The sequence below is a fragment of the Pseudomonas sp. RIT357 genome (assembly GCF_000632245.1).
Classification (GTDB): domain Bacteria; phylum Pseudomonadota; class Gammaproteobacteria; order Pseudomonadales; family Pseudomonadaceae; genus Aquipseudomonas; species Aquipseudomonas sivasensis.
Map to the genome: position 1 here is coordinate 1 of NZ_JFYX01000014.1, position 22,682 is coordinate 22,682.

Annotated in this window: 20 protein-coding genes, 1 tRNA gene and 1 pseudogene; 6 read left to right on the top strand and 16 right to left on the bottom strand. The window is 58.6% G+C overall.

What is annotated here, in order from left to right; translation table 11 throughout:
• A pseudogene (locus BW43_RS0127440) lies at nucleotides 1-216 on the top strand (acetyl-CoA carboxylase biotin carboxylase subunit); the annotation flags it as partial.
• Nucleotides 217-465: 249 nt separating this feature from the next.
• On the opposite strand, the gene BW43_RS15420 reads toward BW43_RS0127440, so the two are convergent.
• The 5 genes from BW43_RS15420 to BW43_RS15400 all read right to left on the bottom strand — a co-directional run bounded on the left by BW43_RS15420 (nucleotide 466) and on the right by BW43_RS15400 (nucleotide 4,178).
• Nucleotides 466-541: transfer RNA gene (locus tag BW43_RS15420), tRNA-Gly, on the bottom strand.
• Nucleotides 542-601: 60 nt separating this feature from the next.
• Nucleotides 602-1,162 (bottom strand): CDP-diacylglycerol--glycerol-3-phosphate 3-phosphatidyltransferase, encoded by a 561-nt coding sequence (pgsA, locus tag BW43_RS15415; protein ID WP_032886611.1) that lies wholly within the window; start codon nucleotides 1,160-1,162, stop codon nucleotides 602-604.
• 32 nt (nucleotides 1,163-1,194) lie between these two features.
• Complete coding sequence (gene uvrC / locus BW43_RS15410; protein ID WP_032886612.1) at nucleotides 1,195-3,018, bottom strand: excinuclease ABC subunit UvrC; 1,824 nt, start codon at nucleotides 3,016-3,018, stop codon at nucleotides 1,195-1,197.
• 1 nt (nucleotide 3,019) lies between these two features.
• On the bottom strand, nucleotides 3,020-3,661 hold the full coding sequence (uvrY, locus tag BW43_RS15405; protein ID WP_032886613.1) for a UvrY/SirA/GacA family response regulator transcription factor: 642 nt from the start codon (nucleotides 3,659-3,661) through the stop codon (nucleotides 3,020-3,022).
• Between the two features lie 151 nt (nucleotides 3,662-3,812).
• Nucleotides 3,813-4,178, bottom strand: a complete 366-nt coding sequence (locus BW43_RS15400) for a helix-turn-helix domain-containing protein (protein ID WP_032886614.1) — start codon at nucleotides 4,176-4,178, stop codon at nucleotides 3,813-3,815.
• 82 nt (nucleotides 4,179-4,260) lie between these two features.
• Between BW43_RS15400 and BW43_RS0127445 the strand changes: the two genes are divergently transcribed.
• A complete protein-coding gene (locus BW43_RS0127445; protein ID WP_032886615.1) occupies nucleotides 4,261-4,500 on the top strand; it encodes a DNA-binding protein in 240 nt (79 codons plus the stop codon).
• A gap of 35 nt (nucleotides 4,501-4,535) precedes the next feature.
• Here BW43_RS0127445 and BW43_RS15395 read toward each other — a convergent pair whose 3' ends face one another.
• Complete coding sequence (locus tag BW43_RS15395; RefSeq protein WP_032886617.1) at nucleotides 4,536-4,961, bottom strand: GNAT family N-acetyltransferase; 426 nt, start codon at nucleotides 4,959-4,961, stop codon at nucleotides 4,536-4,538.
• The gene (locus tag BW43_RS15390; RefSeq protein ID WP_032886618.1) at nucleotides 4,962-5,711 is read right to left on the bottom strand and encodes a carbon-nitrogen hydrolase family protein; all 750 of its coding nucleotides are present in this window, start codon (nucleotides 5,709-5,711) and stop codon (nucleotides 4,962-4,964) included.
• A gap of 622 nt (nucleotides 5,712-6,333) precedes the next feature.
• On the opposite strand from BW43_RS15390, the gene BW43_RS15385 reads away from it, so the two are divergent.
• Entirely contained in the window at nucleotides 6,334-7,398 is a 1,065-nt protein-coding gene (locus tag BW43_RS15385) for a 3-deoxy-7-phosphoheptulonate synthase (RefSeq protein ID WP_032886619.1), read from the top strand.
• A gap of 171 nt (nucleotides 7,399-7,569) precedes the next feature.
• Nucleotides 7,570-8,388, top strand: a complete 819-nt coding sequence (gene dkgB / locus BW43_RS15380) for a 2,5-didehydrogluconate reductase DkgB (RefSeq protein WP_032886620.1) — start codon at nucleotides 7,570-7,572, stop codon at nucleotides 8,386-8,388.
• Here the strand turns inward: dkgB and BW43_RS15375 are convergent.
• The 8 genes from BW43_RS15375 to BW43_RS15340 form a co-directional block, all read right to left on the bottom strand.
• A complete protein-coding gene (locus BW43_RS15375) occupies nucleotides 8,385-8,807 on the bottom strand; it encodes a hypothetical protein (RefSeq protein WP_032886621.1) in 423 nt (140 codons plus the stop codon). The two genes, dkgB and BW43_RS15375, sit on opposite strands and share 4 nt — an antisense overlap.
• A gap of 134 nt (nucleotides 8,808-8,941) precedes the next feature.
• Complete coding sequence (locus tag BW43_RS15370) at nucleotides 8,942-12,559, bottom strand: transporter substrate-binding domain-containing protein (RefSeq protein ID WP_032886622.1); 3,618 nt, start codon at nucleotides 12,557-12,559, stop codon at nucleotides 8,942-8,944.
• Nucleotide 12,560: 1 nt separating this feature from the next.
• The gene (locus BW43_RS15365) at nucleotides 12,561-13,190 is read right to left on the bottom strand and encodes a response regulator transcription factor (protein WP_032886624.1); all 630 of its coding nucleotides are present in this window, start codon (nucleotides 13,188-13,190) and stop codon (nucleotides 12,561-12,563) included.
• A 282-nt stretch (nucleotides 13,191-13,472) separates the two neighbouring features.
• Nucleotides 13,473-14,189, bottom strand: coding sequence for an MgtC/SapB family protein (locus tag BW43_RS15360; RefSeq protein ID WP_032886625.1), 717 nt, complete (start codon nucleotides 14,187-14,189; stop codon nucleotides 13,473-13,475).
• A gap of 16 nt (nucleotides 14,190-14,205) precedes the next feature.
• Nucleotides 14,206-16,911 carry a magnesium-translocating P-type ATPase gene (gene mgtA, locus BW43_RS15355; RefSeq protein WP_032886626.1) on the bottom strand — a complete coding sequence of 902 codons (2,706 nt, stop codon included), beginning with the start codon at nucleotides 16,909-16,911 and terminating at the stop codon, nucleotides 14,206-14,208.
• A gap of 442 nt (nucleotides 16,912-17,353) precedes the next feature.
• Nucleotides 17,354-17,947 carry a GNAT family N-acetyltransferase gene (locus BW43_RS15350; RefSeq protein ID WP_032886627.1) on the bottom strand — a complete coding sequence of 198 codons (594 nt, stop codon included), beginning with the start codon at nucleotides 17,945-17,947 and terminating at the stop codon, nucleotides 17,354-17,356.
• Between the two features lie 15 nt (nucleotides 17,948-17,962).
• On the bottom strand, nucleotides 17,963-18,307 hold the full coding sequence (locus BW43_RS15345; RefSeq protein ID WP_032886628.1) for an FKBP-type peptidyl-prolyl cis-trans isomerase: 345 nt from the start codon (nucleotides 18,305-18,307) through the stop codon (nucleotides 17,963-17,965).
• A 126-nt stretch (nucleotides 18,308-18,433) separates the two neighbouring features.
• A complete protein-coding gene (locus BW43_RS15340) occupies nucleotides 18,434-19,402 on the bottom strand; it encodes a hypothetical protein (protein WP_032886629.1) in 969 nt (322 codons plus the stop codon).
• Nucleotides 19,403-19,597: 195 nt separating this feature from the next.
• Here BW43_RS15340 and BW43_RS15335 point away from each other — a divergent pair, with 195 nt between their 5' ends.
• Nucleotides 19,598-21,094 carry a PAS domain S-box protein gene (locus BW43_RS15335; RefSeq protein WP_032886725.1) on the top strand — a complete coding sequence of 499 codons (1,497 nt, stop codon included), beginning with the start codon at nucleotides 19,598-19,600 and terminating at the stop codon, nucleotides 21,092-21,094.
• Nucleotides 21,095-21,197: 103 nt separating this feature from the next.
• Complete coding sequence (locus BW43_RS15330) at nucleotides 21,198-21,470, top strand: DUF1652 domain-containing protein (RefSeq protein ID WP_032886630.1); 273 nt, start codon at nucleotides 21,198-21,200, stop codon at nucleotides 21,468-21,470.
• Here BW43_RS15330 and BW43_RS15325 read toward each other — a convergent pair.
• Nucleotides 21,433-22,626: an MFS transporter gene (locus BW43_RS15325; protein ID WP_032886632.1), complete on the bottom strand. Its 1,194-nt coding sequence runs from the start codon at nucleotides 22,624-22,626 to the stop codon at nucleotides 21,433-21,435. The genes BW43_RS15330 and BW43_RS15325 overlap by 38 nt on opposite strands.
• Nucleotides 22,627-22,682 lie beyond the last annotated feature (56 nt).

The window sequence follows — 22,682 nt, forward strand, 5'->3', positions numbered from 1 at the left end:
TCCAACTATGACTCGCTGATCGGCAAGCTGATCACCTGGGGCGCCACCCGCGACGAGGCCATGGCCCGCATGCGTAACGCCCTGGACGAAATCGTGGTCGATGGCATCAAGACCAACATCCCGCTGCATCGGGACCTGGTTCGTGATGAAGGCTTCTGCGAAGGTGGTGTGAACATTCACTACCTGGAACACAAACTGGCGGATCAGCATGGGTGACAAGCCGTCAAAGTTGCTGAGTTCCTGTTAAAGAGTCAGCACCCAATACTCCTCCGATAACCTGAAGAGGCAAGCCAACATACGATTTCCAGGCGCCCCGTAAAAACGCCATAAGACACTACTCAAACGTACGGGATTACCCTGGTTTACAGTGGTTTTGCGCAGAAACGAAAAAAGACGCCGAAGCGTCCATTCCATAAATCACAGGCAAAAAAAAGCCACTCTATTGAGTGGCTTTTTCGTAATGCTTGGAGCGGGAAACGAGACTCGAACTCGCGACCCCGACCTTGGCAAGGTCGTGCTCTACCAACTGAGCTATTCCCGCTTGGTGATGCGCATTCTATAGAATCCTGAGCACCCGTCAACCTCTTGATTCAAAAAAGTTTTATTTCTTTTCAACAGTAGTGCGCAGATGTGGCCAGGCAGCGCGCAGATACTGGAGCATCGACCACAGGGTCAGACCGGCGGCGATAAGCAGCAAGGCGTAGCCCAGCAATACCCAAAAGGAGAAATCCGACGGGTTCGCCAGCAGGATGACCAGCGCGAGCATTTGCGCGGCAGTTTTCCATTTCCCCATGTTGGACACGGCTACGTGGGCGCGGGCGCCAATTTCGGCCATCCATTCGCGCAGAGCCGAAACGACGATCTCACGACCGATGATCACCGCGGCCGGCAGTGTCAGCCACAGATTACCGTGCTCTTGCACCAGCAGGACCAGAGCGACAGCCACCATCAGCTTGTCGGCCACGGGGTCCAGGAACGCGCCAAAAGGCGTGCTCTGCTCCAAGCGGCGGGCCAGGTAGCCGTCAAGCCAGTCGGTGGCAGCCGCAAAGGCGAACACCGAACTGGAGGCCAAGTAGCTCCATTCGTACGGCAGATAGAACAACAAAATGAAAATCGGGATAAGCAAGACGCGTAGAACGGTGATCAGATTAGGGATATTCATCGGCACAACTGGCTACGAGGTGGAAAGGCATTCTATTCGCTGTGCAGATTCGCATAAATCAGCTCAGCGAGCTTTTTACTGATACCGGGTGCTTTGGCTATCTCGTCAATGCTGGCACGGGACAGCTCCTGCAAGCCACCAAAATGTTTAAGCAAGTCGCGACGTCGCGTCGGGCCGACCCCGGCCACCCCTTCCAGAGTTGAGGTTCGCCGGGTTTTGCCACGGCGTGCGCGGTGGCCGGTAATGGCGAAACGGTGAGCTTCGTCGCGAATCTGTTGAATCAAATGCAGCGCGGGCGAATCGCCCTTCAAAGTGAACTCATGGGCGGCATCATTCAAGTACAACGTCTCGAAACCCGCTTTGCGTGTGGCCCCCTTGGCCACGCCGAGCAGGATCAGGTCAGGTACCGCCAGCTCGTTGAGCACGTCGCGGGCCATGGAAAGTTGCCCCTTGCCGCCGTCGACCAGGAGGATATCCGGCAACTTGCCCTCCCCGTCCTTCAACTTACTGAAGCGGCGCGTGAGAGCCTGGTGCATGGCGGCGTAGTCATCGCCGGCGGTCACACCTTCGATGTTGTAGCGCCGGTAGTCGGACTTGATCGGCCCTTCCGGACCAAACACCACACAGGAGGCTACGGTGGCCTCGCCGCTGGAGTGGCTGATGTCGTAGCACTCCAGGCGCTGTGGTGGCTCGTCCAGATTGAGGACTTCGGCCAGGGCGTCGAAACGTGCGGCCACATGCTGCCGGTTGGCCAGGCGCGCACTCAGGGCCTGCTCGGCATTGGTCACCGCCAATTGCTGCCAACGCGCGCGGGTGCCGCGTACGCGGTGGCTGATGTCCAGCTCGCGGCCACGCAGTTCGTGGATCGCCTCGATCAAGGTGGGGAAGTCTTCGTGCACTACGTTGACGATCAGCTCCGACGGCAGGTCGCGCTCAGGGCTGCTCACGTAGTACTGGCCCAGGAAGGCGGCCATGACTTCGGCCACTTCCTCGTCGATACCGGTCTGCGGGAAGAAGTTCTTGCTGCCGAGCACTCGCCCGCCGCGCACACTGATCAGGTGCACACAAGCGCCGCCCGGGTTGACGAAGGCCGCGATCACGTCAACGTCGCCGGTGCCACCTTCCATGCTTTGTTGGTCCTGGACACGGCGCAGCAAGGAGACCTGGTCGCGTAGCTCCGCAGCCCGCTCAAAATCCAGGGTACTCGCCGCCTGCTCCATGGCTGCCGATAGCTCATCGGTGAGCGCATTGCTGCGTCCTTCTAGGAACATCACCGAATGGCGCACATCCTCGGCGTACTCCGACGGCTCCACCAGGCCCACACAAGGCGCTTTGCAGCGTTTGATCTGATATTGCAGGCAAGGCCGCGTGCGATTCTTGTAGAAACTGTCTTCACACTGGCGCACAAAAAAGGTTTTTTGCAGCAGGCTCAAGCTTTCACGAATTGCCCCAGCGCTGGGATAAGGCCCGAAGTACTTGCCCTTCGCCTTCTTCGCCCCGCGGTGAATGCTCAGGCGCGGGAAATTACCGTCCGATAAAAACACATAGGGGTAGGATTTATCGTCACGCAGCAGAATGTTGTAGGGCGGCCGCCATTCCTTGATCAGGGTTTGCTCAAGCAACAGCGCTTCGGTCTCATTGGCGGTGATGGTGGTTTCGACCTGGGCGATGCGCGCTACCAGGGCGGCAGTTTTCGGCGCGAGACCGCTCTTGCGAAAATAGCTCGCCAGACGATTCTTCAGGTTCTTGGCTTTGCCGACGTAAAGCAGGCGGGCCTCGCTGTCGAACATGCGGTACACGCCAGGGCGGCCACTGCAGGTTGAGAGAAAGGCACTCGGATCAAACGGTGTGGTCATGTCAGGCGCTGGCGTCCACCATGCCGTGGCGCACCGCGAGCAGGGTCAATTCAACATCACTGCTGATGGCGAGCTTCTCGAAAATGCGATAGCGGTAGGTATTAACGGTCTTGGGTGAGAGGCACAGTTTGTCGGAAATCGTCTGCACCTTCTGGCAACCGACGATCATCAAGGCGATCTGGATTTCCCGCTCCGACAGTGCATCAAACGGCGAGTCGCTGACAGGCTGGAAGGACTTGATGGCCAACTGCTGAGCAATCTGCGGGCTGATGTAGCGCTGGCCGGCAAACACCAGGCGAATGGCTTGGACCATTTCCGCCAAGCCTGCCCCTTTAGTGAGGTAACCCGCAGCACCAGCCTGCAGCAGACGTGTCGGGAACGGGTCTTCCTCGCACACAGTCACCACCACGACTTTGATGTCCGGATGGCTGCGCAGCAATTTGGTCGTTGCACCAAGACCGCCGATCCCAGGCATCTTGACGTCCATCAACACCACATCGGGTTTCAACTCCCGGGCCTTAATCAGGGATTCCTCCCCCGACTCGGCCTGGCCGACTACTTGCAGGCCATCGATGTCAGCCAGCATTCGTGTAATGCCTGTACGAACGAGATCATGGTCATCGACTACTAGCACCCTAATCAAGCAGACACCTCGCGAAATGGTCTTATAGGTTGCCGAACACCTTAGCAAAAAACCAAGGCGCAGACCTAGTTGCACGCGTCATATATATGGAGTTTGGTTAAGCGACGGCCACCCGCCGGGAGGCGGATGGCTCAATTTGCTGGGCGAAGCGTCAGGAATCCTGGGGGTTTGGCTTGGCTTTTCCATTCATCGACGATGAATGCTCGGCCAAAGTAGAGGTCAGGCGACGGATCGCAGCCTGGTCTTCCTTGAACATTGCGCGGTAATCCCCGAGTACCTTCTCTTCGATGTGGCTCAGGTTTTCCAATTGAATCGGCGTGGCTGCGCCAGTCAAAACGTACAGCACATCCACACCTCTCGCGGCGACGCGAGACAAGTAGTCCGCTTTAGGTGCACGTCCTCCACTTTCGTATTTACCTTGTGCGTTGGCTTCAACGCCTCCGATTTCACCAAATACTTTTTGCGACAGACCAAGTCGCTCCCTTTCTTGCCTCAAACGCAAACCGATTCCACTCATTTGGATGTATGATCCTGTTTGGCACACCCCAAGAGGTGACACTCTCATCCCTTATTTAAACAAACTTGAACGGTTTTGAACTATGCCCGGAATCCGTACCGCAGCACAAGCCAAGGCCTGGCTGGAACACCAAGGCAAGTCAGTTCAAGCGTTCGCTCGAGAACATGGCGTCGATCCGGCAACCACCTATCAAGTGCTCGCTGGGCGCAAAAAGGGACGGCGTGGGGAGGCCCACAAGGTAGCGGTCCTTTTGGGTATGAAAGAAGGGATTATCCTTTCTGAGGCTGATGGCCAAAACGCCGATCAGGAAGTCAACTCCTGAAGCCAGTATGCGCTTATTAGGATTGAACGCATGGTTTAGCTGCAGACACGCTCCATACGCAAGAAGTAGTCTTCTTCGCCCACGATATTGAATCCCATACGCAGATAGAGTTTTTTGGCCGGATTCGTCTTGAACACGGTCAGGCGCAACAGGCCCAGCACCTGCGCCTTGAGCGTCATCTGCGCCAATACCCAACTCCCGGCGCCGATCCCGCGACAGTCTTCGAGCAGATGCAACTCCCGAATGTAGAGCGCCCGGCTATCACGGCTCAGACTGATAAACCCCAAAACGGTGTCGTCCCGGCAAATCAGCCAGTTTTCCCGACCTGCCCACGCGGTGTCGAAGCCATCGTTGGACCACAACAACCCGTACTGAACGTAATAGCGGGCCATGGCTTGTTGGGTCAGCGTTCGTGCAAAGGGCAGGTGCTGGTCGGTCGCAGCGCGCAGGTGAAAGGCCATTTACAGAGCTATCACTTGGCTGGTCCAACGCTCGGCGTGGCGACTCGCGATCAGCAGCGCATTCCCTACCCCGGGCACAACAGCAAGCAAACTGCCATCGGCGGCCCAGATCGCACTGCGACCCGCGCAGGCCCAGCCACCCGAAGGCCCACCATGGTTCGCCATCAACACCAGCAAGCCATATTCAGCGGCGTAGCCTTGGAGCAGCGCACTGTCAGTTGCGTAGCCGCCTTCACTGATCAGCACACCGGCGGCATAGACAGTGGCGCCCACTTGCGCCGCAGCACGCGGATGACTGGCGTGGGAAAAGTCTGCACACACCGCCAGTGAAATCCGGTCAGCCCCAAATTCAACAACAGCACCGCCCTGCCCTGGGACAAACGCGGCTTCTTCGCCGTCATGCAGATGTTGCTTGGTATAGACCGCCAGGGAGCCGTCCGCGCCCAGCACCAGAGCACCGATCAACACACCCGCCTCTGGCGCCAGTCGGATCGGCATACCCACCACCGCCGTCAGTCGCAGCTCCTGCGCCATTTCACGCAAGGGCGCCAGCACCCGATCCTCTGGCGCAATCGCCAGTTCAGCGGCCAGCGACGGCTCATAGCCCGTCAACGACAACTCGGGGAATACCAGCAATTGCACCCCCTGCTCCGCTGCGGCACGCATAAATGCCAAATGACGTTCGATGTTTGCCGGCACATCGCCCGCAATGGAAATGGATTGAGCAGCAGCAAGGCTGAAGGCAGTCATGGTCGCGTCCAAGCAATCGGTATGTGAGTGTGACCAGCATATCGGCACTCACCCCATAGCCGTAAGTACCCCCATACAATAGAAATTACTGATTGAATCTCCCTGCTTGCCTCTAGTAAGCTCCGACCATCATTTGGAGACACACCATGTTGCAACTCACCCACACTAAGGTTTGCCCTGCTGCCAGCGCCCAGCGCTCGGTGTCGGCTACCCGTGTGAACGGTTCGAGCGCACTGGTCAGCTTTTATTTTGGGTATTGGTTTAGCCACTGGCGCGCCTGATACCTGAAATCGGCGCCCACTACTCAAGGGGTCGCCTACCAGAGAAATCTAACCCCCGGTCGGCTCCCCGACCGGGGGTTTTGTTTTTCAGGCCTCCATACACTTTTCGACTTGGTCAAGAACACTTAAAGGAATCACGACATGAACTACGCCACCTATTACCGCTACGACACTTGCACTGCATGGCGATTTAGCAAGCTCCGCTCGGGACAGCCTGCCGCCTCCGATCGGTCACCTATTGGTGGCAAGCCAACACACGTAGCCGATACGGCCAATTGTCGAACACCCCAGTAGGCCAAGCGCGCGGGAATAGCCCGCCGCTTGACCAGGAAGCCTTGAATATGAACTCCTCCGTCGCCGCTCTACCCGTTGCCGCTCTGACTTGCGCCAATGAAACCCTGACCCAGCGTCTGCCCAGCTCCCTTGAGCTCAAGCACCAACTGCCCCTCAGCCCGTTCCTCACTGAACAGATCCACGCCCATCGCCAAGCCGTGCGCGCCATCCTCAATGGCGAAGATTCCCGCTTGCTGGTGATCGTCGGCCCATGCTCGATCCACGACCCGGAATCGGCCATGGAATACGCCCGCAACCTGAAGAAACTGGCCCTTGAGGTCAGTGACCAGATGTTGCTGGTGATCCGCGCCTACGTCGAAAAACCACGCACGACGATCGGCTGGAAAGGCCTGGCCTACGATCCTCGCCTGGATGGCAGTGATGACATGGCCGCCGGTTTAACCCTGTCACGCGAACTGATGCGCGAGATGCTACGCCTGGGCCTGCCCGTCGCCACTGAACTGCTGCAACCCATGGCCGCCGGCTACTTCGATGACCTGCTCAGCTGGGTGGCGATTGGCGCGCGCACCACGGAATCGCAGATCCACCGCGAAATGGCCAGCGGCCTGGGCATGCCCGTGGGTTTCAAGAACGGCACCGACGGCGGCGTCGCGATTGCCTGTGACGCCATGCGTTCGGCGTCCCATCCGCACCGTCACTTCGGCGTCGACAGCCAGGGCCACCCGGCCATCATTCAGACCTCAGGTAACCCCGATACCCACCTGGTGCTGCGCGGTGGTCACCGTGGGCCGAACTACGATGCTCAGAGCGTGGCAGAGGTGAAGCACGGCCTGACCCAATCCAAGGTCATGCCACGGATCATGGTCGATTGCAGCCACGCTAACAGCGGCAAGGATCCACTGCGTCAGCCGGCCGTCTTCAATGACGTGCTGGAGCAACGCTTGCAGGGTGACACTTCGCTGATCGGCATGATGCTCGAAAGCCATCTGTTCGAAGGATGCCAGCCGTTGAGCCCTTCGATGAAATACGGTGTGTCAGTGACAGACGGCTGCCTGGGCTGGACCGCCACCGAGCAGTTGTTGCGTGCGGCTGCCGAGCGCCTGCGCGCTTAAGATTGATCGTTCAAGGCGCTGCTACAGTGGGTACAGCGCCTCATGCCCCAGCTCCACACACTTGCCATTCGTGACATTCAGTCAAGAGTCCTTTTCGGATTCGACTGTGTTTGCGAAGGAACGACGAGGGGATACTTGACTCCATTGCCTACAGCCCTAATGGAGTTACTGATGTCTATCCTCACGCAAAAAGTCCCCGCCTTCGGCCTCGGCACCTTTCGCCTGCAAGGCCAAGTGGTAATCGACTCCGTCAGCACCGGCCTTGAACTGGGCTACCGCGCCATCGACACCGCGCAAATCTACGAGAACGAAGCAGATGTTGGCCAAGCTATCGCCGACAGTGGCATCCCAAGGGGTGAGCTGTTTATCACCAGCAAGATCTGGATCGCCAATTTCGCCGAAGGCCAACTGATCCCAAGCCTCAAGGAAAGCCTGCGCAAGCTCAAGACCGATTACCTGGACCTGACCCTGATCCACTGGCCATCGCCGGAAGACCAAGTGCCCGTCGCCGAGTTCATGGGGCAGTTGCTGGAAGCCAAACGCATGGGCCTGACGCGCCAGATTGGTATTTCCAACTTCACCATCGACCTGATGAAGCAGGCCATCGCAGCCGTGGGCGCCGAGCACATCGCTACCAACCAAATCGAACTGCACCCCTACCTGCAAAACCAGCACGTCGTGGATTTTGCCACCGCCAACGGTATCCAGATCACCTCATACATGACTCTGGCTTACGGCGAAGTGCTCAAAGACCCCGTGATCCAGCAGATCGCGAAGCACCACCAAGCCACCCCGGCACAAGTCGCCCTGGCCTGGGCCATGCAGTTGGGTTACGCGGTCATCCCATCGTCAACCAAACACGCCAATCTGGAAAGCAACCTCAAGGCCATGCAGCTGACCTTGAGCCCTGCCGATATGGCGCAGATTGCCGGGCTGGAACGTGGCCACCGCTTGACCAGCCCCAAGGGCATCGCGCCGAAGTGGGACTAAACCCCGGCCACCGTTTTGCGCGATAATTCGCGCAGCCACGGCAACACCCGCAGGCCGACCGTGGCCTCGGGTGGGTCGATAATGTCCATGAAATGTTCGAGATTGACGTTGTCCGGCACACCGGGAAGCCGTACCACCACCGCCGATGTTGCGCCGCAGGGTGCCCCCAGATCCAGGTGATCGTAGACCAGTACATGGCGCACCTGGGGCTGGGGCCCGCAGCCATGGGTTATCAAACCCGCGCTGATAATCAGCACGTCAAAGGGTTCGGCTGGGATAGCCGTGAGTATCTGGACTTCTTCGAAGGTTTGTACCGGCACGATCCGGTGGTACCCCAACTGATTGAGCATTTTTTCGATGTACAACCGTTGCAGGTGTTGTTCATCAGCAATCAGGATGGTCAGTGCTTTGTTCGGCATGGCAAACACCTGGGCAGGCAGCGCTCGTCAGTGAGCGCCGCCTATTTTCCAGACATATCCCGAAGACAAAATCAGGCATATTCCCGCTTCGCGTAGGAGTTCTCCCAAATCAACCGAATGGCCCTCCTCCTCAGTCAAGCCTGATTGCCATAACGACTCAGGCTGTGCTGCAACTGTTCGATGGCCGCGTCTACGGACTCAACTGCAGCGTCCAACGCCCCCCTATCACGCCGCTCACATGCGCCCTCCAAGGTCTCGCAGCAGGAGGTCAGCACCTCAGCCTTGACCAAGCGCGCGCCTCCTTTGACACGATGAGCCAGGTCGTGAAGCTTGGCGAAAGCGCCTTGCCCTTTCAGCGTCGACAGCAAAGCACGGTCCTCTTCGAGGCTGTCCAGCAAAGGCGTCAGCAGTTCGCTGAGAGCATCGTCATCGCCCTGCGTCAGCGTGAGCAGCGGGCTTAAATCAAACGCTGCTCCGGCGTTATCCGTGGCGACTCCGGCGGTCCGTGGTGCCAAGGCCAAGCGCAAGTCCTCAAGGCCGGTAGGTTTAAACAGGCAACCGTCCATGCCTGCTTGCCGGCAGCGTTCAGCCTCTTGCGGCAGTGCGTTGGCGGTGAACCCAAGTAACAGGCACGGCGTCAACCCAAGCTGGTGCTCTTGTGCACGAATGTCACGCGCCAACGCGTAACCATCCTTGAAGGGCATATTGCAATCGGTGATCACGCCATCAAAATGTCCGGCCTGCCACAGTGCAAATCCTTGTGCACCGTCCTCTGCCGAAGTGATGCGATGCCCCAGAAAACTCAGTTGTCGAGCCAGTAACAAGCGGTTGGCTGGGTAATCATCCACCACCAGAATGTTTAACCCACGGGCAGGCGGTATATGCGGGACCGGTGCAGAGACCGGAAGGGCGGTGGTCATTGCAAGCGCCAATGTCACGTCCACTCGCGTGCCCTTGCCCAGCACGCTACTCAAATGCAGTTGACCGCCCATCATCTCGCACAGGTTACGGCTGATCACCAACCCCAGACCCGACCCACTTCGCCCTGGCTGCTCATTATTACTGCCTTGGATAAAGGGGTTGAACAAGCGCTGCTGGTCTTCGGCGCTGATGCCAATGCCCGAATCCTCCACCCACAACCGCACGTTCAGTTGGTCACTGTCCAACACAGGTACGCCCTGGGCGCCCAGCGACACTTGACCGGAGGCGGTGAACTTGATCGCATTGCCCAATAAATTGGACACCACCTGCTTGAAGCGCAGCGGGTCGACGATCACGGGTCGATCTATCAACGGGTCAAGTTCCACTCGCAGCAACAGGCCCTTGTCCCTCGCCAACCCCTCAAACACCCGCGCCACGGAGGCCAACAGTTCGTGCAGATTGGCTGGCTCCAGGCTAAGGGAAAGGTGGCCGGATTCGATCCGTGCAATGTCGAGAATATCGCCGATCAACTCCAGCATGCCCCGGGACGCCACCGACGCGACCTCCAGCGCATCCCGGTCAGCCCTGCCCTGTTCGGCATTCTTCAGCGCCAGCTCGATCATGCCGATCACAGCGTTCATGGGAGTGCGGATTTCATGACTCATGGTCGCCAGGAACGTAGTCTTGGCACGATTGGCCGCGTCAGCCTCCTCCTTCGCTTCCTGCAACTGGCGCAACAAGCGCTGGCGCTCGCTGACATCCACCCAGCCCGCAATCATGCCCACGACACTGCCATTGCTATCGCGGTACGGGAGCATCCACTGGTAAATGGTCAGAACGCCACCACCCGGCACCTTGAGCACGCGGTCATGGATCTGCGGTTCACCCAACTCCATCAAACGCAAATAATCGGCATGAAACGAACGGGCCTGGGGCGGGTTACCTGTATCGGTTTCCACCACTGTCTTACCGATGACGTCTTCCAACTTGAACCCGAATACATCGAGATAGGCGTTATTGCAGGCCATCAAGCGACCCAGGCGATCACGCACATAAATGGGGTGCGGCGTGCCATCAATCAGCACACTCATAAAACGCATCTGGTCGCTCAAAGCACGTTCGGCCTGGGCGCGTTTGCGAATCAGATTACGCAGGTAGAACACCCAGCCCAGCGTCACCAGCAACAGCAGCGCGGCTAAGCCGAACCCTTGGATAATCATATTGCGGTGACGCATCCAGTAGTTGTCTTCGATGATGATCTCGCTGCGCCAATGGTTGGTCAGCTCATCCATTTCTTCGGGTGAAATGCTCAACAATGCCTTGTCGAGGATCGAGTACAACTCCAGTTCGCTGCGGTTGACTCCAAACGTAATCCGCGCAGGCTCCCTCCCGACCGTACTGGTGATACGCAAACGCTTAAGGTAATGGCGCGCGATCATGTAGCGCGCGCTGATCAGCGAAACCGCCGTCGCATCGACGCTGCCATTGGCCACCCATTCCATTGCCTGCTCAGGGTTCTGCGCGTCGACAAACCCGATATTGGGATAGTCCTTGGCGATTTGTGCGACCAGGCTGTCGCCGCTAACGATTGCCAGGCGCTTGCCGGGCATATCTTCCAGGGTCACCAGTTGCTCGTCGTCGGCACGCACCACCAACACATAGGGGTTGGACAGGTAAGGTCGGGTAAAACGGATCTTTTCGGACCGCTCGGCACTCGGGGTGACGACCGCCAGCATGTCCACACGACCGGCGCTGGCCTGATCAATTTGCGCGGGCAACGAACTGCCGCGCTCCACATCGAACTTCAAGCCTGTGCGCAAACTGATGCGCGACAGTACTTCGGCGCTCAACCCTTCGAATTGCCCCTGCCCGTTGAAAAAAGACAGCGGCACAAACTTGTCGAGCACCGCGATTTTCACCCGGGGGTTCTTCTCCAGCCAGCGTTGCTCGCTTTCACTTAAGCGCAGCTGATCCGCCTCCAGAAACCCGCTGCCACCGGCACTCCAACGACGTAGGATTTCCAGCTGCTGGCTGGCCGGAACGTCGGCCAAAGCGGCGTTGATGATGCCCAACAGGCGTGTATTGTCCTTGGCGAATGCGAACCCGAAAGGGTTGACCTCCAGTGCGGAAAAATCCGCCATGCGCACGTTGTTGAGGTGGTTCTTGTTGATCAGATAACGAGTGCTGATAGCGTCCCCCAGGTACACATCGGCCTGGCCGAACGCAACAGCACCTATGGCTTCGAAGGCCGAGGCAAATAAGAGCAACTGTGCATTGGGATAAAACGCCTGAACGGCGTCGGGCTGCATGTAGTGGTAGAGCATCGCCACGCGCTTACCCGAAAGGTCAGCTTTCAGCGCCTGGCTTTCCCCTGCGCGCGTTACCAGCGCAGGTTGGTCATTGGCGTAAGAACGGGACAGTACCAACTCCGAGTCAGCCGCCTCATAGCCATTGGCCGACCCCACAAAATCTACCTCGCCGGCCTTGAGGGCATCGATCACCTCATCGCGGGTGTCGTACCGCTTCACGTCGATCGAGACATTCAGTGCCTGGGCGACCAGTGCCGCATAATCGGCGGTGATGCCCTCCAATTCATCGTTGTTGCTGCTCAGGTCAAAGGGGGCGAAATCAGGGGCCGACACGCCCATCGACAGCGTGCGCCGCTCGCGCAGCCAGCGCCAGTCGGCCTCGTCCAACACTACAGAAGGGTTTGCAAAAGTGGAGTGACCCAGCAGTCTCAGGTCGCGGGGTGCTTCGATGGCCATCGCCGCCCAAGGCAACAGCCCCATCAGCAGGATGGCCGCGTGTTTCGCCAGCCGGGAGGTAATCATTTCAGATCAGATGATTGCGCTGGGCAAACTTGGACAGATGAACCACCGAGGACATGCGCAACTTCTCCTTGAGCCGCGTTTTGTAGGTACTGATGGTCTTATGGCTCAACAGCATGTCCTCGGCGATCTCCTTGTTACCCAGGCCCAGCGCCAGCTTTTGCAACACCGTCAATTCGCGGTCAGACAGCGCCGCCACCAACTCCTGCTCAGTGGACTGCAAATCGTCGCGACGCACCGAACTGGTGGGCAGGCTGGGGAAGCAACTGTAGCCAGACCTGATCGCCCTGATCGCCTTCTGCAGCTCATCAAGTTCACCTGTCTTGGCGACAAACCCCATCGCACCAGCGCGCATGCAACGAGTCGAAAAGAACACCGCCAGATAAGAGGTCAGCACCAGGATCCTGCAAGGCAGCTCCAGCGCCTTGATCCGGCTGATCACCTCCAACCCACCGAGCTTAGGCATCGCCAGGTCAAGAATGATTAGGTCAGGGCGGGTTTCGCGAGCAATCTGCATGGCGTCAGCGCCGTTACCCGCCTGGTAGATTTTGTCGAAGCCCTCCTGCTTCAGCAGATATTTGACGGTGGCGCGTATAAAAGGGTGGTCATCCACTATTAAAGCTTTGTTGCTCATAAGACTCCCCTGAGAAGATCAGTACGCTTACATATCACGCGAGACCCAACTACCTGTGAAAAGTAACAGTTCCGACAAACGGTGCTGATTACTCCCTACAACAACTCAGGCAGTAAAGGCCCCTCCTTTTGAAAAAAAACAGTAAACACGTAAAGCCGCGCCTTGATTCCTGAGCAGGCGCAAGCGCGCAACCTTAACAACCGACTGTTTTTTCCAATGAAGGGATAATCTCGACTAAATGTAGGACTTTTCCTCGGCACAGCAAGGTTGAGTCATCGAACGTTACTCGGTGGTACTCGGGCTCCAGAAGGCCTGTACCACCAGGGTCGACCTGGAAATCCGCACCACCAGGGCGTCCAACTCGTCACCGTCGACCGACGTCACCGCCAGTGTGGCTTCGATTTCCACCTCCTCGGTGCCGAACGGACGCACGTCGACATCACTGGCAGGGTAGTTACAGCGCGCGAGTTCGGATTCCAGCAACGCCAATACCGCGGTTTGCTGGGTACGTCGGGCAATCACATACAGGATGTTGGTGACTTCCGCCGACACCACATCCAGCGGCTGGCGGTTGATGTTATTGACGATTGGCCGCAGCAACGTATTGGCCGCCAGCACAAACAGCGTGCCCAGCAACGCTTCGAGCACCAGGTCGGCACCGGCACACGCCCCCACGGCCGCCGACGCCCACAGCGTGGCGGCGGTATTGAGGCCACGCACATTGCCTTCTTCGCGCATGATCACGCCGGCACCAAGAAAGCCGATGCCCGACACCACATACGCAACCACTCGCACCGCGCCTTCCGCGCCACCGAGTCGGTTGGCCATGTCGACAAAAATCGCTGCCCCCACCGCCACCAGCACATTGGTGCGCAGGCCCGCCGTGCGCTGCCGGTACTGGCGCTCGAAACCGATCAGGCCACCGAGGATAAACGCGGCGGTGAGGCTGACCAGGGTGTCGATCAGGGAGTTGAGGTTGATGTTGTTGATTGCTTGCATAGGAGAGCTTCCCTATTCATTGCCAGCCAAACTTACGGATGTAGTAGCCCTTCACCGCTTGGGTCAGCGCCATGTACGCCAGCAGGATCACCGGCAAAAACACAAAGTACAGCGAAGGCAGCGCCTGTAATTTGAAGTAGTGCGCCAGCGGGCCCATTGGCAGGAAAATCCCCACGGCCATGATCACGCCCGTCATCACCATCAACGGCATCGCCGCACGGCTTTGCAGGAACGGGATTTTCGGGGTGCGAATCATGTGCACGATCAGCGTCTGGGTCAGCAGCCCCACCACAAACCAGCCCGACTGGAACAGCGTCTGATGGTCTGGTGTGTTGGCATCGAACACGTACCACATGAGTGCGAACGTGGTGATGTCAAAGATCGAACTGATAGGCCCGAAAAACAGCATGAAGCGCCCCACATCCCCCGGCTGCCAGCGTTGCGGCTTGGCCAGCATCTCGTCATCGACGTGGTCGAACGGGATCGCAATCTGGGAAATGTCATACAGCAGGTTTTGCACGAGCAGGTGCATCGGCAGCATCGGCAGAAACGGGATAAACGCACTCGCCACCAGCACCGAGAACACGTTGCCGAAGTTGGAGCTGGCGGTCATTTTGATGTACTTGAGCATGTTGGCAAAAGTGCGGCGGCCCTCCAGCACGCCCTCCTCCAGGACCATCAGGCTCTTTTCCAACAGGATGATGTCGGCCGCTTCCTTGGCGATGTCCACCGCGCTGTCCACCGAAATACCGATGTCCGCCGTGCGCAGCGCCGGTGCATCGTTGATGCCGTCGCCCATGAAACCCACCACATGCCCGTTGGCCTTGAGCAGGCGCACAATGCGCTCCTTATGGCTGGGCGTCAGCTTGGCGAACACATTGGTGGTTTCCACGGCCCTGGCCAACTCAGCGTCAGTCATGTCTTCGATGTCGTTGCCCATCAACAGACCTTGTTGCTCCAATCCCACTTCGCGGCAGATTTTTGCAGTGACCAGTTCGTTATCACCGGTCAGTACTTTGACCGCAACACCGTGGGCTTTCAGGGCTTTCAGCGCAGGCGCGGTGCTTTCCTTGGGCGGGTCGAGGAAGGCCACATAGCCGATCAATGTCAGGTTGTTCTCATCTGCCAAGCTGTAGGTGTCGCGCCCAGGTTCCATCGGTTGCGCAGCCACGGCCACCACACGCAGGCCTTCTTCATTGAACGCTGCGGTCACTTGGCGAATGCGCGCCAACAGCTCATCGGTGAGTGCTTCGTTGGTGTCGCCGTGGCGCACGCTGTTGCACACCGAGAGGATCTCCTCCACGGCGCCCTTGCAGATCAGCAGGTGCGGTAAGCCTTGCTCGGCGACGACCACCGACATACGGCGGCGGTTGAAGTCGAATGGGATCTCGTCGACCTTATGGAAGGCGGTGCCGACTTTAAGCTCGCGATGCACCTCCACATGTTCCAGCACCGCCACGTCCAGCAGGTTCTTCAGGCCAGTCTGGTAGTAGCTGTTGAGGTAGGCCATTTCCAATACGTCGTCGGATTCTTCACCCCACACATCCACATGGCGCGCCAGGAAAATCTTGTCCTGGGTCAGGGTGCCGGTCTTGTCGGTGCACAGCACGTCCATCGCGCCGAAGTTCTGGATCGCGTCCAGGCGCTTGACGATGACCTTCTTGCGCGACAAAAACACCGCGCCCTTGGCCAGGGTGGACGTGACGATCATCGGCAGCATTTCCGGGGTCAGACCCACGGCAATCGACAACGCGAACAGCAGCGCCTCGGTCCAGTCGCCCTTGGTGAAGCCGTTGATAAACAGCACCAACGGCGCCATCACAAACATAAAGCGGATCAGCAACCAACTGACTTTGTTCACCCCATGCTGGAACGAAGTGGTAGCGCGATCAGTGGCGGTCACGCGCTGGGCCAGGGCACCGAAGTAGGTGTTGTTGCCGGTGGTCAGGATCACCGCCGTCGCCGCACCGGACACCACGTTGGTGCCCATGAACAGGATGTTGTCCAGATCCAGAGGATTGCGGGTATTGGCGTCCTCATGCTGGGCGAACTTCTCCACCGGCATCGACTCACCGGTCATCGCCGCCTGGCTCACAAACAGGTCCTTGGCACTGAGCACGCGGCAATCGGCGGGAATCATGTCACCGGCCGACAGCACGATCAGGTCGCCGGGCACCAACTGCTTGATCGGCAACTCGACGCGCTTGGCCTCATCACGACGCAGCACCGTGGCGGTGTTGCTGACCATGGCTTTCAAGGCATCGGCGGCCTTGTTCGACTTGGCCTCCTGCCAGAAACGCAGCAGCGTCGAGAGCACCACCATGGAGAAAATCACCGTGGCGGCCTTCATGTCTTCGGTCAGCCAGGAGATCACCGCCAGCAAGGTCAGCAACAGGTTGAAGGGGTTTTTGTAGCAGTGCCACAGATGCACCCACCACGGCAGCGGCTGCTCGTGCTCGACTTCATTGAGGCCGTGTTGCACACGCAGGGCATCGGCTTCCTGGGTGTTCAAGCCCTCGGCATGACTGCCCAACGTGCCGAGCAATTGCGTGGTGCTGCTGTTGGCCGCGGCCACCAGGGTTTGCGCCAGGGTCGGCGGCACTTCGCGGCTGACGCTGGCGTCGGTGACGGTTTCGAGCATGGCCAGGCGACGGAAGTGCCGGGCGATGTGCCGGGTCCGCAGGAAGCCGGCGAAGAACTCTTTCAACAGAGTGAGGTTCATGGTGTTACTCCTGCGCGAGGAAAAACCGTCGTGCAGGTACTGCCGCTGCGCACCACGCCTGTCAGACAGGCGCAGTCAGCTTGGCCCGCCCGCCGCAAAAGGCAGGCGCGTCCGTAGCATCCTGAGGTCACTCAGGTGCTGGTCAGCGTCGATGAAAGAGGATCGAGACAGCACCAGAACTGGCCGCTGTCGGGATGCCGCTTCTCGCTTTGATGGCGAGACAACGGCATCGGATAAATGCGCGTTACCTTGCCAAGCCTATGCCGGTTACCGAAACCGGCCGACTACTGTCACTCGAACAAGTACCCACTGAGGGTCTCCGCTATTGATGAAAACGCGCGAAGCTTACGCCCCGACTTCAGGAGAGTAAACCGTAGGAAAGTTTCCGCATGATGAATAAGAAGATTCTTCAGGATGGGTTCAGGTAGGCGTTTTCCTGAGCTCACCGAGGATCAAAATGTGGGAGGGCGCGATCCTGGGCAACCAATGCCAGATACCCATCAAGCTGCCCTTCGGCCAGAACCTTGACCTGGATCGACACATGGTTCACCTGGCGGCCCATCCTGATTGCCTCGCGGGTGCGCACCTCGACATAGCCGAGCTTCGGCCAGAAACGCTCGGCCTTGGAATTGCCAACAACCACTGTCAGCCGCAGCCACCGAGCGCCATTTTCGATCGCCCACGCTTGAAGATCCGCATGCACCTGCTGCGCCAGTCCAGTGCCATGAAAACGGGCATCTACCAGCAGCAGACCGATATGCCATACGCCATCTGCGAGCAAATCGGCCGCAATATTCACCACGGCGACCAGTTGCCCGTCCGCACCGCGATAACCCAACCAGTAGATCCGGCTGCAACGCCAGCCCGGCGGAAGCTGGTTCTGCAACGCTTCGTGCGCTTCGGTTGGCCTGGCAGGCTCGCCGTTAACCGCCATGAAGTAATCCGGCGCCCGCTCAAAAAAACGCTGGAGCTCAGCCTCATCGCCGGCACCCAGTTCAACTATATAAACGTCCTTGATGGTGCAGTTGATATCCATATCGCTCGACTCTTCTCATTCATCCCGCGTCAGTACTTCCAACAACTCGATCTCAAAGCGCAGATTGCTGTTGGGCTTGATATGCGCGCCCATGGAGCGCTCGCCATAAGCCAGATGCGCCGGCACGTGCAACGTACGCACACCACCCACCTGCATGCCCATCAAGCCCTGGTCCCAGCCTTTGATGACACGACCGGTACCGATCACACACTGGAACGGCTTGCCCCGCGCCCAAGACGAATCGAACACCGTGCCATCTTCCAAGGTGCCTGTGTATTGAGTGGTGATCAGCGCGCCCTTGACGACGGCTTTGCCGGTGCCAGGGCGGGTGTCGGTGATCTGGAGTTCGTTGTTGCTCATGGGGGTTCTCGTTGAAGGCGAAAGGGCCGGGTTTTCCCAGAATCAGCGGGACTTGGCAAGTGCCAACGCCCAAATACCCATCACTCCTTGTGGCGAGCGAGCTTGCTCGCTCGCCACAACATAGCCTTAAGCCAACGGCACGCGACGGTTAGTCAATGCCATGCGCCCTACAAAGAAGCTCAACGCCGCACCCAGCAACAGCATCGCCAGCGTACTCCAGGCCGCGCGGGACAATTGCTTGGCCGCGACTTCACCTGCTTCACGGGCCTTCTGCTCAGCCTGCTGTTTCAGCTCGTCAACTTTCTGCATGGCTTGCTGATAAGCCTGGGCATAGTTGTCGACGATTTGTGTGGCTTCTTCCTTGCTCTTGCCGGTACGGGCAGCAACGATATTGACCAAGGCTTCTTTGTCAGCCGCGTTAAGCGCTGGCTCACCGGAGGCTTTGACGCGCTCAAACCACTGCTTCAGCGCATCGCCGGCCTGGGCAGGATCGGTCGCTGCGGTAGTCGCTGTCTGCTTGCCATCGGCGGCAGCCTGGTCGGTTTTCTGCTCGACATTGGCCGGGTCCAGCTCAGGCTTGCCGCTTTGCTTGAGCAAGGTGTCCAGTTCGCCTTGCAGGCTTTTCCAGTCCAGTTGGATGCCCTGCTCGTTCAGTTGCTGCTTGACGCTATCGCTGATGCCAGGCGCGGCGGCGGCAATCCCGCTACCGGCAGCAGACAAGCCTTTACCAACCACGTTACCGGCGGTGCCAACCACACTGGCGGCCAAGCCTGCCAACAGCCAGGTGGTAAGCAAGGTGGTGACGGTCCAGGTCAGCACGCCGTGCAGGCCGCCACGATCCGGGGCCGTGCGGCCGGCGACGAAGGCACCCACACCGATGGCAAGTAATGTGGAGACAAACAGCCAGATCCCGGCCCCCGTGCCGAAACCGCTCAGCGGGTTACCGGCTTGCATCGGGTTAACCGCACTGGCACCGATGGCAGTGCCCAACACACTGAGGACCAGGTAGGTCACCAGGGCAATTGCACTACCGGCGAGCACCGAGCTCCAGGACACACGAAACAACGAGCGATTGGTTTCATAGACAGTGGTCATACAGAGGTCCTTCACATGTTGTTGAGGCAAGGCGAAATGCCTTGATGGATGGAGTCTGGCGAAACGACATACGTTCAGTCATGGCCCAAATGCACCAGTGTGCCTGGTGCATTCGCACTCCCCCGTACTCAGTTTCTTTGCACTATCGTGAAGGCAGGATGTCGTACGTCCATGCGCCCCTACACCGGAGAAATCATGACCCAGGATGTACTTGCCAAAGAAACCAACCGCCGCCAACTGCAGCAGATTATCTCCGGGCTCTCCGATGGGATTATCCTCGCGGAAGTCGACCAGACCATCCTGTGGGCCAATGAAGCCGCGCTGACCATGCACGGTGTGGATGACGTGGAGGCACTGGGTGCGAACGCCCAGGCCTACGCCGAGCGTTTTACCCTGCGTTATCGCAATAACCATCCCGTACAGCCGGAGAGTTACCCATTGGCCCGCGCGGCGGCAGGCGATGAATTCAGCGACGTGGTGGTGGAAGTCACGCCCATCGCCGAGCCGGACAAAACCTGGGTCCACCGCCTGCGCAGCCTTGTGATCACTGACTCCCACGGCGAGCCGGAGTTACTGGTGTTGATCCTCAGCGACGCCACCGAATGGGCCAGCGCCGAGCAGCGCTTCGAAAAAACCTTCAACGCCAACCCCGCGCCCGCGGTGATTTGCCGCTTGAGCGACCTGCGCTACATCAAGGTCAACCAGGGCTTTTTGGAGATGACCGGCCACAACCGCGACCAGGTCATCGGCAAGTCCGTGTATGAACTGGATGTGCTGGAGCAGGCAGAGCGCAAAGACCTGGCCATCCAGCGCTTGGGCGAAGGCGCGACTATCCCGCAGATGCAGGCCGAACTGAAACTGCCCGAAGGCGGCAGCAAACTGGTGATCGTCGCCGGCCAGCCGCTGGACATGAACGAAGAAGACTGCATGCTGTTTTCGTTCACCGACCTTGAGCCTCGACGCAAGGCCGAAGTGGCCCTGCGCCAAAGTGAAGAACGTTTCGCCAAGTCGTTCCGCCTTACGCCGGTGCCCACGTTGGTGTGTAACGCCGCTAACCGCCAGGTGGTGGACGTCAACGAAGCCTTTATGAACATCACTGGCTATATCAGCGAAGAACTGATCGGTAAGTCCATCGAAGACATCGACTTTATCGACAGCCCCCAGGCAGGCACACAGTTGTTCACCACCCTGGAAAAAGCCGGCAACCTGGATGGCCAGGACCTCAAGGTGCGCAAAAAGGGCAACGAAGTGATCGACTGCGTGGTTTCCGCCGACACCGTGATCATCCAGGACGTGCCCTGCTACCTGCTGGTGCTGATGAACATCACCGAACGCAAGCGCTCGGAACTGGAGTTGGTGGCGGCCATCGAGGAAGTGATGCAGGACGCCTCTTGGTTCAGCCAGACCCTGATCGAAAAGCTGGCTAACGCCAAGAGCGTCAACAGCCCCAACCTGCCTAACGTCAGCTTCACCGACCTCACCGCCCGCGAGCGCGATGTGCTGGGCTTGATCTGTGAAGGACTGGCCGACAAAGAGATCGCCTCACGCCTGAAACTGGCGCCCAACACCGTGCGCAACCACGTGGCCACGGTGTACTCCAAATTGGGGGTGCACAGCCGCAGCGCGGCCATCGTTTGGGCCCGCGAACGCGGGCTGTTCGCGAGTGAACTGCGCCTGAAAAACAAGCCCTGACAGTGCAAATGCACTAGTGCAGCTAGTGCGAATTCAACTTATGGCGGGGCGGCGTAAGCAATAACCTTCAAGGCATCGAACTGGATGCCCTGAAGGAACACGCATGTTTACCCTCGCCCAACTGCGAAATTGCATCGAAGAAGGCCTGTCGCCACTGACCTGCGAGTTCACCCTGTGCCGGGATGCGTCCTTGACCCTCAAGGTCTACGACGCCGATACCGGCCGGGTTGATCTGGTGGTTACCGGGATCAGCACCAACCGGCTGCAGACCCCGATAGAAGTGGAAAAAATGGTGGAAGAACTGCGCTACGAACTGCAGTGCAACACCATGGGCAAGCTCACGCTGAATGACTTCCCTTCAACGACGAACCAATGAAATAGAACACACCGCCGGCCACGATAAACATCCCCAGCATGTAGAACATCGTGTGGGCCGGCAGGTTGGCCAGTACCAGCCCACACAACACCGGCCCCAGGGCTGCGCCGAGGTTGGACAGGTTCTGCGCGCCGTAGTACATGCCCCTCAAATGGTCCGGGGCAATCCGGTCGATAAACATGTATTCGGCCGGGAACACGATAATCTCCCCCACCGTGAACACCGCCATTGCCAGCACCCACCACAGCACGCTGGTGGACAGCGCAAAGCCGATCAGCCCCAACATGAACATGCTCAAGCCGAAGATGAGCCACTGGCTCAAATAACGGTGTGATATGCGCCGGCCGATCACATATTGCAAAGCGATCACCATCACCGCGTTGGTGGTGAGCACGGCGCTGATCACGGTGTAAGTGTGTTGCGCTGTGGTGGTGATCACCAGGTACTGCGACAGGTAGGCCGTGAACTGGCCGAACACGACTGCACTGAGCACACCGCCCATCGTGAAGCACACCAGCCGACGGTCCTGCAGCAATACACGGCCAACGGCAAGAAACGACACTGGCTTTTGCGCCACGTCCACTGTGGTTAGCGTGCGATCGCCCCAGCGCCAATACAGCAGGAAAAACCCCGCCCCCAGCAGCGCCGATAACATAAACGGCAGGCTGATATCCATCTTCGCCACCATCGCACCGAAAAACGGCCCGACCGCGTAGCCAATGTTGGTAAGGGTGTACTTGATGGAAAACACTTCGCTGCGCGCGTCTTCCGGCAGCAGGCTCGCAAAGCCGGCCTTCACCGCAATATCGATGACCGCGTACGCAAGGTTGATCAGGATCAGGCAGCTATAAAACGTCCAGATGTTCTGCGCCACCAGCGTGCCAATAAACCCCAGCACAAACAGCACGCTCATCCAGAGCAATAACCGATAGCTGTTGATGCGGTCGACTAGAAAACCGCCATACACGCTGAGCAGCGAGCCGACGATCAACGAGCTGCCGATCACCAGGCCAACTTGCGTGATGTCGAGGGTGAAATGATGGGTGAGGTAGATCACCAAGTAGGGAAACGTAATCGCCTTGGCCAGCGTCAGCAGCAACGTGGCGCTCAGCAACAGGTTAACGGTGCGGGGGTAGTTTTTTATTGTGGCAAGCATCCTGCTCTCATTCTTTGAAGGTAACGCGACCATTGCGGTCGGCTACCTTAACGCAA

Coding starts and splice junctions, on each gene's coding strand:
- pgsA (WP_032886611.1), bottom strand. CDS start 1,162: ATGAATATCCCTAATCTGATCACCGTTCTACGCGTCTTGCTTATCCCG.
- uvrC (WP_032886612.1), bottom strand. CDS start 3,018: ATGACCACACCGTTTGATCCGAGTGCCTTTCTCTCAACCTGCAGTGGC.
- BW43_RS15400 (WP_032886614.1), bottom strand. CDS start 4,178: ATGAGTGGAATCGGTTTGCGTTTGAGGCAAGAAAGGGAGCGACTTGGT.
- BW43_RS0127445 (WP_032886615.1), top strand. CDS start 4,261: ATGCCCGGAATCCGTACCGCAGCACAAGCCAAGGCCTGGCTGGAACAC.
- BW43_RS15395 (WP_032886617.1), bottom strand. CDS start 4,961: ATGGCCTTTCACCTGCGCGCTGCGACCGACCAGCACCTGCCCTTTGCA.
- BW43_RS15390 (WP_032886618.1), bottom strand. CDS start 5,711: ATGACTGCCTTCAGCCTTGCTGCTGCTCAATCCATTTCCATTGCGGGC.
- BW43_RS15385 (WP_032886619.1), top strand. CDS start 6,334: ATGAACTCCTCCGTCGCCGCTCTACCCGTTGCCGCTCTGACTTGCGCC.
- dkgB (WP_032886620.1), top strand. CDS start 7,570: ATGTCTATCCTCACGCAAAAAGTCCCCGCCTTCGGCCTCGGCACCTTT.
- BW43_RS15375 (WP_032886621.1), bottom strand. CDS start 8,807: ATGCCGAACAAAGCACTGACCATCCTGATTGCTGATGAACAACACCTG.
- BW43_RS15370 (WP_032886622.1), bottom strand. CDS start 12,559: ATGATTACCTCCCGGCTGGCGAAACACGCGGCCATCCTGCTGATGGGG.
- BW43_RS15365 (WP_032886624.1), bottom strand. CDS start 13,190: ATGAGCAACAAAGCTTTAATAGTGGATGACCACCCTTTTATACGCGCC.
- BW43_RS15360 (WP_032886625.1), bottom strand. CDS start 14,189: ATGCAAGCAATCAACAACATCAACCTCAACTCCCTGATCGACACCCTG.
- mgtA (WP_032886626.1), bottom strand. CDS start 16,911: ATGAACCTCACTCTGTTGAAAGAGTTCTTCGCCGGCTTCCTGCGGACC.
- BW43_RS15350 (WP_032886627.1), bottom strand. CDS start 17,947: ATGGATATCAACTGCACCATCAAGGACGTTTATATAGTTGAACTGGGT.
- BW43_RS15345 (WP_032886628.1), bottom strand. CDS start 18,307: ATGAGCAACAACGAACTCCAGATCACCGACACCCGCCCTGGCACCGGC.
- BW43_RS15340 (WP_032886629.1), bottom strand. CDS start 19,402: ATGACCACTGTCTATGAAACCAATCGCTCGTTGTTTCGTGTGTCCTGG.
- BW43_RS15335 (WP_032886725.1), top strand. CDS start 19,598: ATGACCCAGGATGTACTTGCCAAAGAAACCAACCGCCGCCAACTGCAG.
- BW43_RS15330 (WP_032886630.1), top strand. CDS start 21,198: ATGTTTACCCTCGCCCAACTGCGAAATTGCATCGAAGAAGGCCTGTCG.
- BW43_RS15325 (WP_032886632.1), bottom strand. CDS start 22,626: ATGCTTGCCACAATAAAAAACTACCCCCGCACCGTTAACCTGTTGCTG.